The organism is Lachnoclostridium sp. An169 (assembly GCF_002160525.1).
In the GTDB taxonomy this organism is placed as follows: domain Bacteria; phylum Bacillota; class Clostridia; order Lachnospirales; family Lachnospiraceae; genus Mediterraneibacter; species Mediterraneibacter cottocaccae.
On record NZ_NFKT01000002.1, the window covers coordinates 174,474 to 191,535 of the forward strand.

Annotated in this window: 14 protein-coding genes; all 14 read left to right on the top strand. The window is 49.1% G+C overall.

Annotation, left to right across the window (positions count from 1 at the left end; genetic code table 11):
* Nucleotides 1-92 precede the first annotated feature (92 nt).
* Complete coding sequence (locus tag B5F07_RS02330; RefSeq protein ID WP_087159666.1) at nucleotides 93-3,017, top strand: insulinase family protein; 2,925 nt, start codon at nucleotides 93-95, stop codon at nucleotides 3,015-3,017.
* A 63-nt stretch (nucleotides 3,018-3,080) separates the two neighbouring features.
* Nucleotides 3,081-3,980: a GTPase Era gene (gene era / locus B5F07_RS02335; protein ID WP_087159667.1), complete on the top strand. Its 900-nt coding sequence runs from the start codon at nucleotides 3,081-3,083 to the stop codon at nucleotides 3,978-3,980.
* Between the two features lie 8 nt (nucleotides 3,981-3,988).
* Complete coding sequence (locus tag B5F07_RS02340) at nucleotides 3,989-4,225, top strand: hypothetical protein (protein ID WP_140397967.1); 237 nt, start codon at nucleotides 3,989-3,991, stop codon at nucleotides 4,223-4,225.
* A gap of 33 nt (nucleotides 4,226-4,258) precedes the next feature.
* Nucleotides 4,259-4,627, top strand: coding sequence for a PadR family transcriptional regulator (locus B5F07_RS02345; protein WP_087159669.1), 369 nt, complete (start codon nucleotides 4,259-4,261; stop codon nucleotides 4,625-4,627).
* A complete protein-coding gene (locus tag B5F07_RS02350) occupies nucleotides 4,624-5,289 on the top strand; it encodes a hypothetical protein (protein ID WP_087159670.1) in 666 nt (221 codons plus the stop codon). The genes B5F07_RS02345 and B5F07_RS02350 overlap by 4 nt, the downstream gene beginning before the upstream one ends.
* Before the next feature lie 202 nt (nucleotides 5,290-5,491).
* Nucleotides 5,492-5,671 (top strand): hypothetical protein, encoded by a 180-nt coding sequence (locus B5F07_RS02360; RefSeq protein WP_087159672.1) that lies wholly within the window; start codon nucleotides 5,492-5,494, stop codon nucleotides 5,669-5,671.
* Between the two features lie 124 nt (nucleotides 5,672-5,795).
* Nucleotides 5,796-6,512, top strand: a complete 717-nt coding sequence (recO, locus tag B5F07_RS02365; RefSeq protein WP_087159779.1) for a DNA repair protein RecO — start codon at nucleotides 5,796-5,798, stop codon at nucleotides 6,510-6,512.
* Between the two features lie 12 nt (nucleotides 6,513-6,524).
* Complete coding sequence (locus tag B5F07_RS22545; RefSeq protein WP_162613031.1) at nucleotides 6,525-6,683, top strand: hypothetical protein; 159 nt, start codon at nucleotides 6,525-6,527, stop codon at nucleotides 6,681-6,683.
* Nucleotides 6,684-6,685: 2 nt separating this feature from the next.
* Entirely contained in the window at nucleotides 6,686-8,086 is a 1,401-nt protein-coding gene (locus tag B5F07_RS02370) for a glycine--tRNA ligase (protein ID WP_087159673.1), read from the top strand.
* A 133-nt stretch (nucleotides 8,087-8,219) separates the two neighbouring features.
* Nucleotides 8,220-8,987 carry a transposase gene (locus tag B5F07_RS02375; protein ID WP_087159674.1) on the top strand — a complete coding sequence of 256 codons (768 nt, stop codon included), beginning with the start codon at nucleotides 8,220-8,222 and terminating at the stop codon, nucleotides 8,985-8,987.
* A 97-nt stretch (nucleotides 8,988-9,084) separates the two neighbouring features.
* Nucleotides 9,085-10,575 (top strand): aminopeptidase, encoded by a 1,491-nt coding sequence (locus B5F07_RS02380; RefSeq protein WP_087159675.1) that lies wholly within the window; start codon nucleotides 9,085-9,087, stop codon nucleotides 10,573-10,575.
* Between the two features lie 95 nt (nucleotides 10,576-10,670).
* Complete coding sequence (locus B5F07_RS02385; RefSeq protein ID WP_162613032.1) at nucleotides 10,671-11,186, top strand: DUF1307 domain-containing protein; 516 nt, start codon at nucleotides 10,671-10,673, stop codon at nucleotides 11,184-11,186.
* 235 nt (nucleotides 11,187-11,421) lie between these two features.
* Nucleotides 11,422-14,055, top strand: a complete 2,634-nt coding sequence (gene ppdK / locus B5F07_RS02390) for a pyruvate, phosphate dikinase (protein ID WP_087159677.1) — start codon at nucleotides 11,422-11,424, stop codon at nucleotides 14,053-14,055.
* 334 nt (nucleotides 14,056-14,389) lie between these two features.
* Nucleotides 14,390-17,026, top strand: coding sequence for an LPXTG cell wall anchor domain-containing protein (locus B5F07_RS22780; RefSeq protein ID WP_140397968.1), 2,637 nt, complete (start codon nucleotides 14,390-14,392; stop codon nucleotides 17,024-17,026).
* Nucleotides 17,027-17,062: the final 36 nt, after the last annotated feature.

A 17,062-nucleotide genomic window follows, 5' to 3' on the forward strand; every position in this document is an offset into this window, starting at 1 on the left:
GGCGTATCCGTGCTGCGCATATGCAGCGGGATGCGCGTATGTGAAGATGAATTATCCCCCGCACAGGCGGGGAAAAGCAAGGAGACTGATCTATGAGTATTTATGATCTGACAGCATATGAAGTGTTACAGACGGCAGATTTATCGGATCTGAAATCCAGAGGAATCCTGCTGAAACACAAGAAGAGCGGGGCGAGAGTCCTGCTCATGGAAAACGATGACGAGAACAAAGTGTTTGCCATCGGCTTCCGCACGCCGCCCTCAGACAGCACGGGCGTTCCCCACATTATGGAACACTCGGTTCTCTGCGGTTCGAAGGCGTTTCCGGTGAAGGATCCCTTTGTGGAACTGGTAAAGGGTTCCTTAAATACATTTTTGAATGCCATGACTTATCCGGACAAGACCGTTTATCCGGTGGCAAGCTGCAATGACAAGGATTTTCAGAATCTGATGCATGTGTACATGGATGCGGTGTTCTATCCGAATATCTATGAGCATGATGAGATCTTCCGCCAGGAGGGCTGGAGCTACAAGCTGGACGACCCGGACGGGGAACTGACAGTCAGCGGCGTCGTCTACAATGAGATGAAAGGCGCGTTCTCCTCCCCGGAGGGAGTGCTTGACCGGGTGATCTTAAATTCCCTCTTCCCGGATACATCCTATGCAAACGAGTCCGGCGGCGACCCGGAGGTGATCCCGGATCTGACCTATGAGCAGTTCCTCGATTTCCACAGGAAATACTACCACCCGTCCAACAGCTATATCTATCTCTACGGCGATATGGACATGGAGGAAAAGCTGAGATGGCTGGATGAAAATTACCTCTCCGATTTCGGGAAAATCGAGGTGGATTCCGAGATCGGGTATCAGCAGCCGTTTGCTGAAATGAAAGAGATTGTCCAGGAATATTCCATAGCAAGCGATGAAAATGAGGAGGATAATACCTACCTTTCCTACAACAAGGTAATCGGCACTTCTCTGGATGAGAAGCTCTACCTGGCATTCCAGATCCTGGACTATGCTCTGCTCTCTGCGCCGGGAGCTCCACTGAAAAAAGCGCTGACTGACGCGGGCATCGGGAAAGACATTCTGGGATCCTACGACAACGGCGTGTACCAGCCGGTGTTCTCCGTGATTTCCAAGAACGCCAACATGGAGCAGAAGGAAGAATTTGTCCGTGTGATTGAAGACACACTGAGGGGGATCGTGGAAAACGGTATTGACAAAAAGGCACTGCGCGCGGGAATCAATTACCATGAGTTCCGTTTCCGGGAGGCGGATTTCGGGAACTATCCGCGGGGACTGATGTACGGCCTGCAGCTTTTCGACAGCTGGCTGTATGATGACAGCAAACCGTTTATCCATATGCAGGCGATTCCCACCTTTGATTTCCTCAAAGAACAGGTGGAAACAGGATATTTTGAAGATCTGATTCAGAAATACCTTCTGGACAACACTCACAGCGCGGTTGTGATCATCCGTCCGGAGAAGGGGCGCACGGCGCGGATGGACCACGAGTTCGCCGAAAAGCTGAAAGTATACAAGGAAAGCCTCTCTCCTGAAGAAGTTCAGAAACTTGTGGATGACACGAAAGAACTGGAGGCGTACCAGGAAGAAGAGTCCTCCCAGGAGGACCTGGCAAAGATTCCGGTGCTGGGAAGAGAAGACATTTCCCGGGAGATCGCCCCGGTTTACAACGAGGAGAAAGAGATCGGCGGCGTGAAGATGATCCACCACAATGTGGAGACAAACGGTATCGGCTATGTCACGCTCATGTTCGATCTTTCCGGCATTTCCGAGGAGCTGCTCCCCTATGTGGGAATGCTTCAGAGTGTTCTGGGAATTATTGATACAAACAATTACGGCTACGGGGAGCTCTTTAACGAGATCAACGTACACACCGGGGGAATCGGCACATCCCTGGAACTCTATACCGATGTGACAAAGGTAAAAGAAAAGGAGTTCCGCGCTACATTTGAGATGAAAGGAAAGGCGCTGTACCCGGAGATGGATGTACTCTTTGCAATGATGCGGGAGATCCTCATGGAGTCGAAACTGGATGATGAGAAGCGCTTAAAAGAGATCCTTGCCATGCTCAAATCCAGACTTCAGATGTCCTTTACCTCCTCCGGACATACGACTGCGGCCCTGCGCGCCCTGTCATACACTTCGCCCATCGCGAAATTCAAGGACGATACGGATGGAATCGGTTTCTATGAAGTGGTGAAAGCCATCGAGGAAGATTTTGACGGGCATAAGGAGAAAATGATCCGCAACCTGAAAATGATCGCGGAGAAGATCTTCCGCGCAGATAACCTGATGATCAGTTATACCTCGGCAGAAGAGGGGATTGCCCCGGCGGCGGAAGCATTTGAGAAGATCAGGAATACTCTCCATACCGGAGAAAAAGGACCGGAGACGCCCTGCGTTATCCACTGCGTAAAGCGAAATGAAGGATTCAAGACATCTTCCAAGGTTCAGTACGTGGCGAGAGTGGGGAACTTCATTGACGGCGGAGCGGAATACACCGGCGCCCTGCAGATCCTTAAAGTGATCCTGAGCTATGATTATCTCTGGCAGAATATCCGCGTCAAGGGCGGAGCCTACGGATGCATGAGCAATTTCAACCGGATCGGTGAAGGCTATCTTGTGTCCTACCGCGACCCGAACCTGAAAAAAACCATGGAAGTGTACGAAGGTGTTGTCGATTACCTGAAGAACTTCAATGTGGAAGACCGGGATATGAATAAATTCATCATCGGCACCATCAGCAATATCGACCGCCCCATGAACCCTGCAGCAAAGGGAAACCGCTCCATGAACCTGTATATGAACCATGTCACCGAAGAGATGATACGCACCGAGCGGGAACAGATCCTGACTGCACAGCAGAAAGATATCCGCGCTCTCGCGGACGTCCTCCAGGCGCTTCTCGACGCAGACCTGCTCTGCGTGATCGGCGGCGAGGAGAAGATAGAAGAGGCGAAAGACATGTTCATGGAAATCAAGAATTTGTGAAAAAACTGTGAAGGGGGACGTAGTATTTTTCAATTTTACTACGTCCCCAATTGAGGAGAATACATGAAAGAAAATTTCAAATCCGGCTTTGTCACGCTGATTGGCAGGCCAAATGTTGGAAAATCCACACTGATGAATCATCTGATCGGCCAGAAGATCGCCATCACATCAAACAAGCCCCAGACTACCCGGAACCGTATCCAGACGGTTCTCACTACAGAGGAGGGGCAGATTGTATTTGTGGACACGCCGGGCATCCACAAGGCGAAGAACAAACTGGGAGAGTACATGGTTAATGTGGCCGAGCGCACCCTCAATGAAGTGGATGTTGTGCTCTGGCTTGTGGAGCCCACCACTTTTATCGGCGCGGGAGAGCGCCACATCATCGATCAGCTCAAAAAGGTGAAAACACCGGTGATCCTGGTGATCAATAAAACGGATACGGTGAAGAATGAGGAAGTACTTCCTGCCATCGATGTGTACCGCAAAGAATATGATTTCGCCGAGATTGTGCCTGTGTCGGCGCGCAGAGGCGACAACACGGACGAACTGGTGAAGGTGATTATGAAATACCTTCCCTATGGTCCCCAGTTCTACGATGAGGACACGGTCACTGACCAGCCGGAACGCCAGATCGTGGCGGAACTGATCCGGGAGAAGGCGCTGCACTGTCTGAATGAGGAGATTCCCCACGGTATCGCGGTTGCCATTGACAGGATGAAAATGCAGAATAAAGTCATGCATATTGACGCTACCATCATCTGCGAGCGGGATTCCCATAAAGGGATTATTATCGGAAAGCAGGGCAGCATGTTGAAGAAAATCGGCAGCACGGCGCGCTACGAGATTGAGCGTATGCTGGACTGCAAGGTGAACCTGAAACTGTGGGTCAAGGTGCAGAAAAACTGGCGCGACAGCGATTATCTGATGAAAAATTTCGGATACCGGGAAGACGAGATGTAGAGATGCGGATGAGAACAGAAGCTGCTTTTAAAACAGCGGCTTCATCCATGCTTCATTCATACGGAAAAAGAAAAGCGGGCGGAAGATCGGAAGAAAGGTCTTCCGCTTTTTTATCTGTCGAAAAAGCTTTGACGGGCACATCTCATTTCTCCGGCCATACAGACAATGCAGAAAAATCGCAGAAAAATCCAGATAAAATATGGGAGATCAGGTTGACAGAAATCATACCTTGTAATACAATATAGTAAACTATATTGCATTGCAAGGCAGGTGATAGCATGATCCCGTCACAGATGCTCAAAGGCACTCTGGAGGGCTGTATCCTGGCGATCATTGGAAAGCAGGAGACATATGGCTATGAAATATCCAGACAGCTGGAAGAATACGGATTTGGAAATATTGCAGAAGGAACGATCTATCCCCTTCTGCTCCGTCTGGAGAAAAATGGTCTGATCACGGCAGATTACCGGGAGTCGGAAAAGGGGCCAAAACGAAAATACTATTCCCTTACAGCAGAGGGAGACCGGGAAATGGAAGCGTTTTTCACAAGCTTTGGAGAGCTTGCAGAAGCGGTAAGGCTGGTGGCGGAAGATCTGCGCAGCAGCAGGCAAACAGAGCAGCAAAGCGATAGGAGGTGCGGAGAATGAGCATAAGAACAAGACAGCTGTTACAGGAAAATAACCGCTTGGAGGAAGAATTGTCCCCGGAGGGGAGAGACATTCTGACCGATATGATTGTCTATCTGCGGGGATGTGATATCAGTCCGTTTCAGCAGGAACTGATCCGCAGGGATATTACCCGGATGCTGATAGACGGAGAGCAGCGGGGAGACACTGCGGCGGCTGTGATCGGCGGCGATTACTGTCAGTTTTGTGACAGTGTGCTCCGGGAGATCCCTCATATGACATGGAAGGAAAAAATGGCAGGCATCGTCCGGGATAATCTTCTGGCGCTTGCCGTTCTTCTGGCAATCTGGCTGATTGGAGGTGTGCTTGAAAATGCAGCGCTGTATTTTCTGGATCGCCCTGCAGGAATCCGGCTGTCCGTGACGGCAGGAAATCTTCTGGGCGGACTCTTCATCCTTGCGGCAGCGGACGGGTTGTTTCTGTTCCTGTCCAGAACGGCGTTCCGCAGGGAAAAGAAATGGAAAGTCTGGAATGCCGCGCTTCTCTTCGCCACATTTTTTGCCGGTATCTTCGTAAATCTTCTGCTGACGGCAGTCCTGTTCCGGCTTCATATTGCTGCGGCAGTCCTGCTGACGGCAGCGGTGTTTCTTGCATATATGGCGGCGGACAGAATTGTTGACTGATGCATTCTTACAGTGTGGAAAATATTGAATTTTTGAAGAAAGTCCAATATAATGGACAGGACAGTTGTCAAGGCATTTGCAGGAAAAACATCTGGTATTTTTTACGGGGTATAGCGTCTTTTCCGATCGGGGAACCTAAGAACAGAAGCCGGGCAGAAAAAGGTTCTGTAAAAACGGCAGACACGGAAGAAGAGGTGATCTGATGGAAGAACGATATTGGGAAAAGTTTATGACAACAGGAAAGATTGATGATTATCTGAACTACCGGATACATCGGGAATGCAGCGGGATTACACCGGACCATATTTCCGGTATGGGCGGCATTCCCGGCGGCAGGCCGGAAGAAAACGCAGGCAGTGATGCGAAACTTCGCAATAAGTGAGCACAAGGGAACAGGTGCTTCCAGGTGAGAGCAAAAACAGATGTTTTCCGGATGAACAGGGAAAAACAGATGCTTCCGGGCGGAAGCGGAAAGGAACAGCGTGAATCAGGTTGTATTGACGGGGATGGTGCTCTCCACCGCACCGGTGGGAGAGTATGACCGCCGTGTTGTGCTACTTACAAAAGAACATGGAAAAATCTCCGCCTTTGCCAGAGGCGCACGAAGACCGAACAGCCCTCTGGTGGGGGCGGTCAATCCGTTTGCGTTCGGTGAGTTTACCGTGTACGAGGGGCGGACTTCCTATACGATACAGTCGGCAAATATTTCCAATTATTTTGCCGAGCTGCGCTCAGATGTGACGGGAGCCTACTATGGCTTCTATTTTCTTGAATTCGCCGCATACTATACAAAAGAAAACAATGACGAGCGGGAAATGCTAAAACTTCTCTACCAGACACTGCGGGCACTGACCAGCCCGCACATTCCGGATCGTCTTGTAAGATACATATTTGAGCTGAAAGCCCTGTGCATTAACGGGCAGGCTCCCCAGGTCTTTCAGTGCGTCAAATGCGGTGACCGGGAACGCCCGGCAGTGTTCAGCGCACTCAAAGGCGGACTTGTGTGCAGCAGATGCCGGGAGAATGTGCCTGACGGAATTGTGATTGATAAATCGACGTTATATAGCATGCAATATATTGAAACCAGTAAAATCGAGAAACTTTACACGTTTACTGTCTCCGACAAAGTGTTGGAAGAGCTGGGGAAAGTGATGGGAAGACTGATGGATATTTACGTGGATAAGAAGTTTAATTCTCTGGAAATTCTGGAGACGCTGCTGTGAGAACCGGCCAGGATGAACAGATCGGAAAGACAATGCGGCGTGTCAAAATGGCAGAGTATGTCAAAAATGGCAGAGTATATCAAAATAGAAGAGGAATCTCTTGAAAAATGCGGGAGCACAATTTATAATAGGTACAATGTTGAGATAAATGAAAAGAATGTGAGGAAGTAAACATGGTTGAAAAAACAATGGATAAAATTGTGGCACTTGCGAAATCAAGAGGTTTCGTATATCCGGGCTCCGAGATCTACGGCGGTCTTGCAAACACCTGGGATTACGGAAACCTTGGGGTTGAGCTTAAAAATAATGTAAAACGTGCATGGTGGAAAAAGTTCGTGCAGGAGAATCCTTATAATGTAGGCGTTGACTGCGCGATCCTTATGAACCCCCAGACATGGGTGGCATCCGGACATCTCGGCGGATTCAGCGATCCGCTGATGGACTGCAAGGAATGTCATGAACGTTTCCGTGCGGATAAGCTGATCGAGGATTACTGCGAGGAAAAGGGAATCACCCTGGACGGATCTGTGGACGGCTGGTCCCAGGAACAGATGACGGCGTTTATCGAAGAACACCAGATTCCCTGCCCGACCTGCGGCAAACATAATTTCACCGATATCCGTCAGTTCAACCTGATGTTCAAAACATTCCAGGGCGTGACCGAGGATGCGAAAAATACCGTTTACCTCCGTCCGGAGACAGCGCAGGGAATTTTTGTAAACTTTAAAAACGTACAGCGTACATCCAGAAAGAAACTGCCGTTCGGTATCGCCCAGATCGGAAAATCGTTCCGTAATGAGATCACACCCGGTAATTTCACTTTCCGCACAAGAGAGTTTGAGCAGATGGAGCTTGAGTTCTTCTGCAAACCGGATACGGACCTTGAGTGGTTCGACTACTGGAAGAGCTTCTGCCTGAACTGGCTGTCTTCTCTCGGTCTGAAGGACGATGAAGTGCGCTACCGCGATCATGATAAGGAAGAACTTTCCTTCTACAGTAAAGCTACCACAGACGTAGAGTTCCTCTTCCCGTTCGGCTGGGGCGAGCTGTGGGGCATTGCTGACCGTACCGATTACGATCTGACCCAGCATCAGAACGTATCCGGACAGGATCTTACCTATTTTGACGATGAGACAAAAGAGAAATACATTCCGTATGTAATTGAGCCGTCTCTCGGCGCTGACCGTATGGTGCTCGCTTTCCTGTGCAGCGCTTACGATGAGGAGAACATCGGAACAGAAGAAAAACCGGATATGAGAACCGTGCTTCACTTCCATCCGGCACTTGCCCCGGTTAAAATCGGCGTGCTGCCGCTCTCCAAAAAACTTGCAGAAGGCGCAGAGAAGATCTACACAGAACTGTGCAAGTATTATAACTGTGAGTACGATGACAGAGGAAACATCGGAAAACGCTACCGCCGTCAGGATGAGATCGGTACTCCGTTCTGCGTGACCTATGACTTCGAGTCAGAGGAAGACGGAGCCGTGACCGTGCGCGACCGCGATACGATGGAACAGGAGCGTGTCAAGATCGAAGATCTGAAAGCATATTTTGAGAAAAAATTTGAGTGGTAATTTTATTGGGGACGTAGTATAATTAAAAAGTGCTACGTCCCCAATTGGACTTTACTATGTCCCCAATTGAGGTTCAGTGTGTCCCAAATTGAATTTTACCCTGTCCCAAACCAGAAAGAAACGAGGTGATGGGATGCCACGTGCCGCGCGAAAGAGAAGCAGTACGGATATTTATCATGTGATAGGACGGGGAATTAACCGAGAGCGCATTTTTGACCAAACCCGAGAGAAGAATAATTTCAAAAGGCTTCTTGAGAAGCATCTGGAAAAGTACGGAGTCGAGATCTATGCATACGTTATTATGTCGACACATTTTCATCTTTTGATCCGTGCGGATCTAAAATTCTTGTCAGGTTATATAGCCATTGTCTTGGCAGAATTCGCAGAATATTACAATTATAAACATAACAGAAATGGACATGTTTTTCAGAATCGTTTTAAAAGCGAATGCGTTGAAGATTCGCGGTATTTCTGGAATTGTATGAGATATATTCATATGAATCCGGTGAATGCAAATATCGTAAAAAATCCCTCGAAATACAGTTTCTCAAGTATGAAGGAATACGAGACGGAGAAAACGAAGATAATACATCCGAATGCGTTGAAAATGTATCAGACGGAGTTTGCAGATTTTAATGAATATCTGGATTTTCATCAGAAAAATCAGAAGAATGTCTTTATGGATGTCCCGAATGAAGTAGAACTTCAGAGGAAGAAAATAGCTCTGGCAATGCTTGAGCAGGAGGCCCATCTTCATAATACCGGTACAGCAAAAGAGATAATTGAAAATAAGAATCTGCGTGAAAACTATAAGGAAAAGCTACAGACGGAACTGAATATTTCAAAAAGAAAAACAGAACAATTGTATCGATACGTTAAAAGATGTATAATTGGAAAATAGCAAAAAGGGACAGGGTAAAATTCAATTTGGGACACACTGAAGCTTAATTCGGGACGTAGCAAAATTGAATTTTACTACGTCCCGGAAAGGACAAATCATGAAAAACATCTGGACAACTTACTCAACAGACCAGCTTTCAGAGCTGGAACGAATCAACGAAAGATATAAAGCCTGCCTGGACGCAGGTAAGACGGAGCGGGAGTGCGTGGCGCTGGCCGTGGATATGGCGAGGCAGGCAGGCTACCGCGACATAGAGGAGATCATGCAGTCAGGACAGCCTCTGCATCCCGGAGACAAGATTTACGCGGTATGCATGAAGAAAATGCTGGCCTTATTCCGCATCGGCGAAGAGCCACTCTCGGCAGGCATGAACATTCTCGGCGCGCATATTGATTCGCCGCGCATCGATGTCAAGCAGAATCCGCTCTACGAAAACGAAGGACTGGCATATCTTGATACGCATTATTACGGCGGTATCAAAAAATACCAGTGGGTGGCGCAGCCTCTTGCGCTTCACGGCGTGGTTGCAAAGAAGGACGGAACTGTGGTAAAAGTAAATATCGGAGAGGAAGAAAGTGATCCGGTATTTGTGATTACGGATCTGTTAGTCCATCTGGCTCAGGAACAGATGGAGAAGAAAGCTTCCAAAGTGATTGACGGAGAAAAACTGGATCTGCTCATCGGCAACCGCCCGGTCAGCGAAGTGTTCGACAAGCCGGAAGCCGATGCCGCAAAGTCAGAGACCGGAGCTGCAAAACCGGAGACCGGAGCCGCACAGACTTCCGATGTGTCTAATCAGAACACGGAAGCCCAGTCCGATTCCAAACCATCTGACACCATCAAGGCAAATGTGCTTGCCCTTCTGAAAGAAAAGTATGGCATGGAGGAAGACGACTTCGCCTCGGCAGAACTTGAGATCGTTCCGGCCGGAAAGGCGCGTGACTGCGGACTGGATCGCAGCATGATTCTCTCCTACGGACAGGACGACCGGGTATGTGCGTTCACTTCCCTGTTTGCCATGCTTGATGTGGAAAATGCAAAACGTACCGGCTGCTGTCTCCTTGTTGACAAGGAAGAAATCGGCAGCGTGGGCGCCACCGGAATGCATTCCCGTTTCTTTGAAAACACAGTTGCCGAGCTGGTGGCTCTCACAGAGGGAGAATCCGAGCTGAAAGTCCGCCGTGCCCTGGCAAATTCCAAAATGCTCTCCTCCGATGTGAGTGCTGCCTACGATCCCATGTATGCGGAGGCCTTTGAAAAACGAAGTTCTGCGTTCTTCGCAAACGGCATCACTTTTAACAAGTTTACCGGAAGCCGCGGAAAATCCGGCTCCAACGATGCAAATGCAGAATATATCGCAGAACTTCGGAAAGCCATGGACGATGCTGATGTAGCATATCAGTTTGCAGAACTCGGACGCGTGGACCTGGGCGGCGGCGGAACGATCGCCTATATCATGGCAAATTACGGCATGGAGGTCATCGACAGCGGAGTTGCGGTGCTGAACATGCATGCACCTTACGAAGTTTCAAGCAAGGCGGACGTATACGAGGCGGTCAAAGGATACCGCGCATTCCTGAAAATGTAAAGTCCCGGGGCCCGGAAGGCGGACGCTGAAAGAAAAGGGAAGTTGAAATTATAAAACAAACTGAAAGAAAAGAACAAATGAAGGGGGATTCCTTTATGAGAAAATTTACAGACGTTTTCCATTCCAAAACAATTACAGACACCTTCCGTTCCGGTATGAAAAAGGCTGTCTGTGCATTTGTTCTGGCGCTCTCTGTCTTTGCACTTACCGCATGCGGCGAGCCGGAAGAAGTCAAAGCGGCCAAAACAGCCACACTGGAGCAGAATGGCGTTACGATGAAAATGATTTTTGATGCCAGAGGGGACCGGGTTACCAGACTGACCCAGGAGTCCTCCATCAGTCTGGAAGGTTACACCGAGGATCAGCTGGCGGAACTGGACAGTGCAGTGGAAGCGGCGCAGGCTGCCTACAGTGCAATTGAAGGCGTGGAGTACAGTGCGGAAAAAGGCGACGGATATCTGACGGAGACGATTGTAATTCCGACAGATGAAGACACACTCAAAACGGTAATCGGACAGGGACTGCTTCCCGTGGACGATGAAGACCTGACCCAGCTTTCGCTGGATGCAACTGTGGAAAATCTGGAATCAGCAGGATGGACTGTAGAATAGGTCACAGAATAACACACCGCAGATATACATTACCGCCTTCTGCCGGAGATGCTTCCCCCGCAGAAGGCGGTTTTTTCTCATAAAGGACAGAATCAGACAGAAAATATGGCAGAGGTTGTAAAGATTATGTATGTTTCCCCCATAAAACGCTTGACGCACGGGCTTTGAACCATTAAAATATTATATGCGAATTATTGCATAAATATTTGCAAATTTTTTGAGGAGGTCATTGAACATGGCAACAAAATGGGTTTATATGTTCACGGAAGGTAACGCTACAATGAGAAACCTTCTTGGCGGCAAAGGTGCAAACCTTGCAGAGATGACAGGCCTTGGACTCCCGGTACCGCAGGGATTCACTGTTACGACAGAGGCTTGTACTCAGTACTATGAGGACGGCAGACAGATCAATGACGAGATCATGGGCCAGATCATGGAGGCAATGACAAAACTGGAAGAGATCACAGGAAAGAAATTCGGCGATAAAGAGAATCCGCTTCTCGTATCCGTTCGTTCCGGTGCAAGAGCTTCCATGCCGGGTATGATGGACACGATCCTGAACCTTGGTCTTAACGAAGAAGTAGTTGAGGCTCTGGCGGAAGCGTCAGGCAATCCGCGCTGGGCTTGGGACTGCTACAGAAGATTCATCCAGATGTACTCTGACGTAGTTATGGAAGTTGGAAAGAAATACTTCGAAGAGCTCATCGATAAGATGAAAGAAGAAAAAGGCGTTAAGCAGGACGTTGAGCTGACAGCAGAGGATCTGAAGACTCTGGCAGGACAGTTCAAGGCTGAGTACAAAGAGAAGATCGGCACAGATTTCCCGACAGACGCAAAAGAGCAGCTGGTAGGCGCTGTTAAGGCTGTATTCCGTTCCTGGGACAACCCGAGAGCTAACGTATACCGCCGTGACAACGATATCCCGTATTCATGGGGAACAGCTGTCAATGTGCAGATGATGGCATTCGGTAACATGGGAGACGACTGTGGTACAGGTGTTGCATTTACACGTGACCCGGCTACAGGAGCAAAAGGACTCTTCGGCGAGTTCCTGACAAATGCACAGGGCGAGGACGTTGTTGCCGGTGTTCGTACTCCGATGCACATCTCCGAGATGGAAGAGAAATTCCCGGAGGCATTCAAACAGTTTAATGAAGTTTGCCATACTCTGGAGACACACTACAGAGATATGCAGGATATGGAGTTTACTGTAGAGCACGGTAAACTGTACATGCTTCAGACACGTAACGGTAAGAGAACAGCACAGGCTGCTCTGAAGATCGCATGCGACCTGGTTGACGAGGGCATGAGAACAGAGGAAGAAGCTGTTGCAATGATCGATCCGAGAAACCTTGATACACTGCTTCATCCGCAGTTCGACGCTGCTGCACTGAAAGCTGCTACACCGATGGGCAAAGGCCTTGGCGCTTCTCCGGGAGCTGCATGCGGTAAAGTTGTCTTCACAGCAGACGATGCTGTTGAGTGGGCAGAGAGAGGCGAGAAGGTTATCCTTGTTCGTCTTGAGACATCACCGGAAGATATCACAGGTATGAAATCTGCTCAGGGTATCCTGACAGTCCGCGGTGGTATGACATCCCATGCAGCCGTTGTTGCCCGTGGTATGGGCGAGTGCTGCGTATCCGGATGCGGCGACATCGTTATGGATGAGGCAAATAAGAAATTTACTCTTGGCGGAAAAGAGTTCCATGAGGGAGATGCGATCTCCATCGATGGTACAACAGGTAACATCTACGACGGAATCATCCCGACAGTAGACGCTACGATCGCAGGAGAGTTCGGACGCATCATGGAGTGGGCTGACAAGTACAGAACAATGCAGGTTCGTACAAATGCAGATACTCCGGCTGACGCAAAGAAAGCCGTAGAGCTTGGCGCAGAAGGTATCGGACTTTGCCGTACAGAGCATATGTTCTTCGGCGAGGGAAGAATCGATGCATTCCGTGAGATGATCTGTGCTGAGACAGAGGAAGAGAGAGAGAAAGCTCTTGAGAAAGTCCTTCCGTATCAGCAGGGAGACTTCGAGGCTCTGTATGAGGCTCTCGAGGGCAACCCGGTAACGATCCGTTTCCTTGATCCGCCGCTTCACGAGTTCGTTCCGACAGAGGAAGAGGACATCAAGAAACTGGCTGACGCTCAGGGCAAGACTGTTGAGCAGATCAAAGCAATCATCGACGGACTTCATGAGTTCAACCCGATGATGGGACATCGTGGATGCCGTCTGGCAGTCACATATCCGGAGATCGCAAAGATGCAGACAAGAGCTGTCATCCGTGCGGCTATCAATGTGAAGAAAGCTCATCCGGACTGGAATATCGTTCCGGAGATCATGATCCCGCTTGTTGGCGATGTGAAAGAGCTGAAATATGTGAAGAAGTTTGTTGTTGAGACAGCAGATGCTGAGATCGCAGCAGCAGGCAGTGACCTGAAGTACGAAGTTGGTACAATGATCGAGATCCCGAGAGCTGCTCTTACAGCTGACGAGATCGCAAAAGAGGCTGACTTCTTCTGCTTCGGTACAAATGACCTTACTCAGATGACATACGGTTTCTCCCGTGACGATGCCGGTAAGTTCCTCAACGCTTACTACGACGCTAAGATCTTCGAGAACGATCCGTTCGCAAAACTGGATCAGGTTGGCGTTGGCAAGCTGATGAAGATGGCAATCGAACTTGGAAAACCGGTTAACCCGAACCTGCACGTTGGTATCTGCGGCGAGCATGGCGGAGATCCGAGCTCTGTAGAATTCTGCGACAGCATCGGACTTGACTATGTATCCTGCTCACCGTTCCGTGTACCGGTGGCAAGACTTGCGGCAGCGCAGGCAGCGATCGCAAAAAAGAACGCTTAATTTCCTGTATGCCGGAAGAGGTCTTTCGGACAGAATAATATAAGATAGTTTATCAGAGCATACTGCATGGGTATTATATTTCCCTCTGCGGTATGCTCTTTTCAGTTGTCACCTCTCTTGTGCGGCACCTCTTTTCAGTCGTAAATTCATCAATGATATTCCTCTAATTTGATATGAAAACGCCGAAAAAGTACACGATCGGCGGAAAATGCTGTTTATTACATAGAATATGCCGATTTTTACATCCGCATTTCAATCTTTCCATAACGTGGTACAATATAATAAATATGCCCTGTACAGGCATATTTGCAAATAATATGAGGAGGTAGGAGAGATGTACAGAAAAATGTTAAGCTGTGCTCTTGCTGTGAGTACGGTGATCGGCATGTCATCTTTCACCGCACTGGGAGCAGAAGCAGCAGAAAATGAAGTGCCGCTGACGGTCAGCCTCAGCGAATATCCGCTTGAGCAGCTAGTGGGGAATACAGATACTCTTTCCGTTTTTGTGGAGAATGTATCTGACCGGGAAGTATCCCTTGACGGTTACGATGTGAAGGTCGTGGTGACAGAGGGAGCGGACCAGATCGCACTGGCAGAGCCGGAGCACAAAGATATGGTGCTTCAGCCGGCGGATGAGTGGAGCAGTGATGATTCCGCAGTATATTATGTGGAATACACGCCGGACGCGGACTGCACGGCAGCGGTTATCAAAGTGAAGGCACAGCTCTGTGACGAAGAGGGAAATCTTCTGGCAGAGTCGGATGAGCAGTCCATCTATCCGTACACGATCAGCGACGGAGTCCTTACTTTCAACGACACAGCAAAGGACAAGAAATATGAAATTAAGATTGAGACGGTCGGGCATGTGACTTATACCGGGCCGATTTACGGAGGTGACGGAGATGCCACCGAGGTATGGGTGAACGGAAAGAGAACCGGTTTTTATATCCATACAGGTCATCCGAGTTCTTTCGGATTTGAGCTTGAGGATGGATACGGACTTGGAGATGTGGAATTGATTCCGTCTGATGCGGGTACGATTCAGCAGTATTCCGGAAGTACGAATTTCGGTGTTGACCTGCACGCCCCGGCAACACTTCGGGTAACGGGTTCGACTCAGAGCACGCTGTCTGACGGAAACGGGTTCAGCATTTCCGTACCGGGTTCCGCAGAGATGGAATCCTGGTTCAGCGGAATGACACTGGTATCGAAAGAATATGCGGACCAGGCGGATATCGATGAGTTGGTTTCCGTTATGGATAAGCATGGCAGAGCAAAAGCCTACGAGCTTACAACGACGATCCTCGGCGATGTAGAATACCCGGAACTGAAGGATATCACAGTGACTATGCCGATTCCGGAGGGATGGGATGGATCAAGGATAAAGGTACTCTACAAAGATGAGTACAGCATCGGAGCTTTGCCGGGAACCGTCAGTGAAGACGGAAAGAGCATTTCATTTGACGGGTATAATTTCGTGCCGGGAGAGTCTAATGTATATTATCTGTTGGAAGAATCGATTCCCACAGAGGTAAAAGACTGGGAAGAGACGGCTGCCAAGTTTATTGCTAATATCAGGTATATTACCTGGACGAGCGACGCCGGTTTCCCGGACCTGACGTTTGAAGGAACGCCGTCGGCGGAAGTTGCAGGCATGATAGCATACCAGATGAGCGCTGGCATGTTCGACACGTATTCGGAGTACTATAATCACACAAAGAACCAGGCAGAGGTTCCCTACGATGTGTTCTATGCGGAGGCAGAAAAATATTTTGTAAATGTGCCTGACCTGAAACTGATTACTGCATCTGAAATGATCTATTATGATAAAGATCTGGATGCAATCGTTCTGCCGTTTAGTGGAATGGGAGACGCGCCGAATGTGACAGAGATCGTGAAAACAGAGGATCTGGGCTATGATCAGTATGCGATCCGCTTTAAGCTGTCATATAAAACTGCGGTGGAAGAACCGGATATGAATGACCCGGACCAGTATATGGAGTGTACCCTTGTGGTAAAGGATGGCGGACAGGGAGAGTGGCAGTATGTTTCCTTCCTTGAAGGCTATCCGGAAGTAGAGCCGATTGTACCGGAGGAACCGGAAGATCCGACTCCGGAAGAACCGGAAAATCCTGGAACTGAGGAGCCGGGGACCGGGGAGCCGGAAAACCCCGGAACAGAGGAACCAGGAACTGAAGAACCGGAAAATCCTGGAACAGAAGAGCCGGGAACAGAGGAGCCAGGAACTGAAGAACCCGGAACCGATAACCCGGGAACGGACAAGCCTGCCGAGGAGGTTCTCAATGTAGAAGAGGCAGTTTCGGCAGTGGAGAAAGCTGCAGAAGGTACATCCGTGGCAGTTTCCATGGGAAGTACGACTGTTGTTCCGGAAGAAGTCCTTTCTGCAGCGCAGGGAAAAGATGTGAATGTTGTCCTTCAGATGGACGGATACACCTGGACGATCAATGGAAAGAGCGTCAGCGCATCTTCTCTGAAAGATATTGATCTTGCCGTGAAGACTGATGTAAATGCGATTCCGGCGGATGTTGTAAAGAGACTGGCAAACGGAAATGCAACAAAGCAGTTTACCCTGGCGCATGACGGTGCCTTTGGATTTACGGCAGAGCTTAAGATCTATATGGGGACGGGATATAGCGGAAAATACGGCAACCTCTTCTGGTATGACAACGATAAGAAGATTAATTTCATCGACGCTTCAAAGATCGGCGCGGACGGATATGTTTCCTTCACGATGGATCATGCTTCAGACTATGTTGTTGTTGTAAATAAGCAGGAGCTTTCCGAGATCAACGTGCCTCTGGATCTTCGACCGACAAAGACGGGCTCGACAGATAAGACGGGCTCTACTCCGAAGACAGGAGATTCCGCAAATGTTTTCGTGTACGTGATCGTGATGGGAGCAGCTGCGGCGACAGCGCTTATGGTGCTTAGAAGGAAAAGCAGGGCTTAGTATTTGAAACAGGACAGACTTTTCAGACGCAAAAAG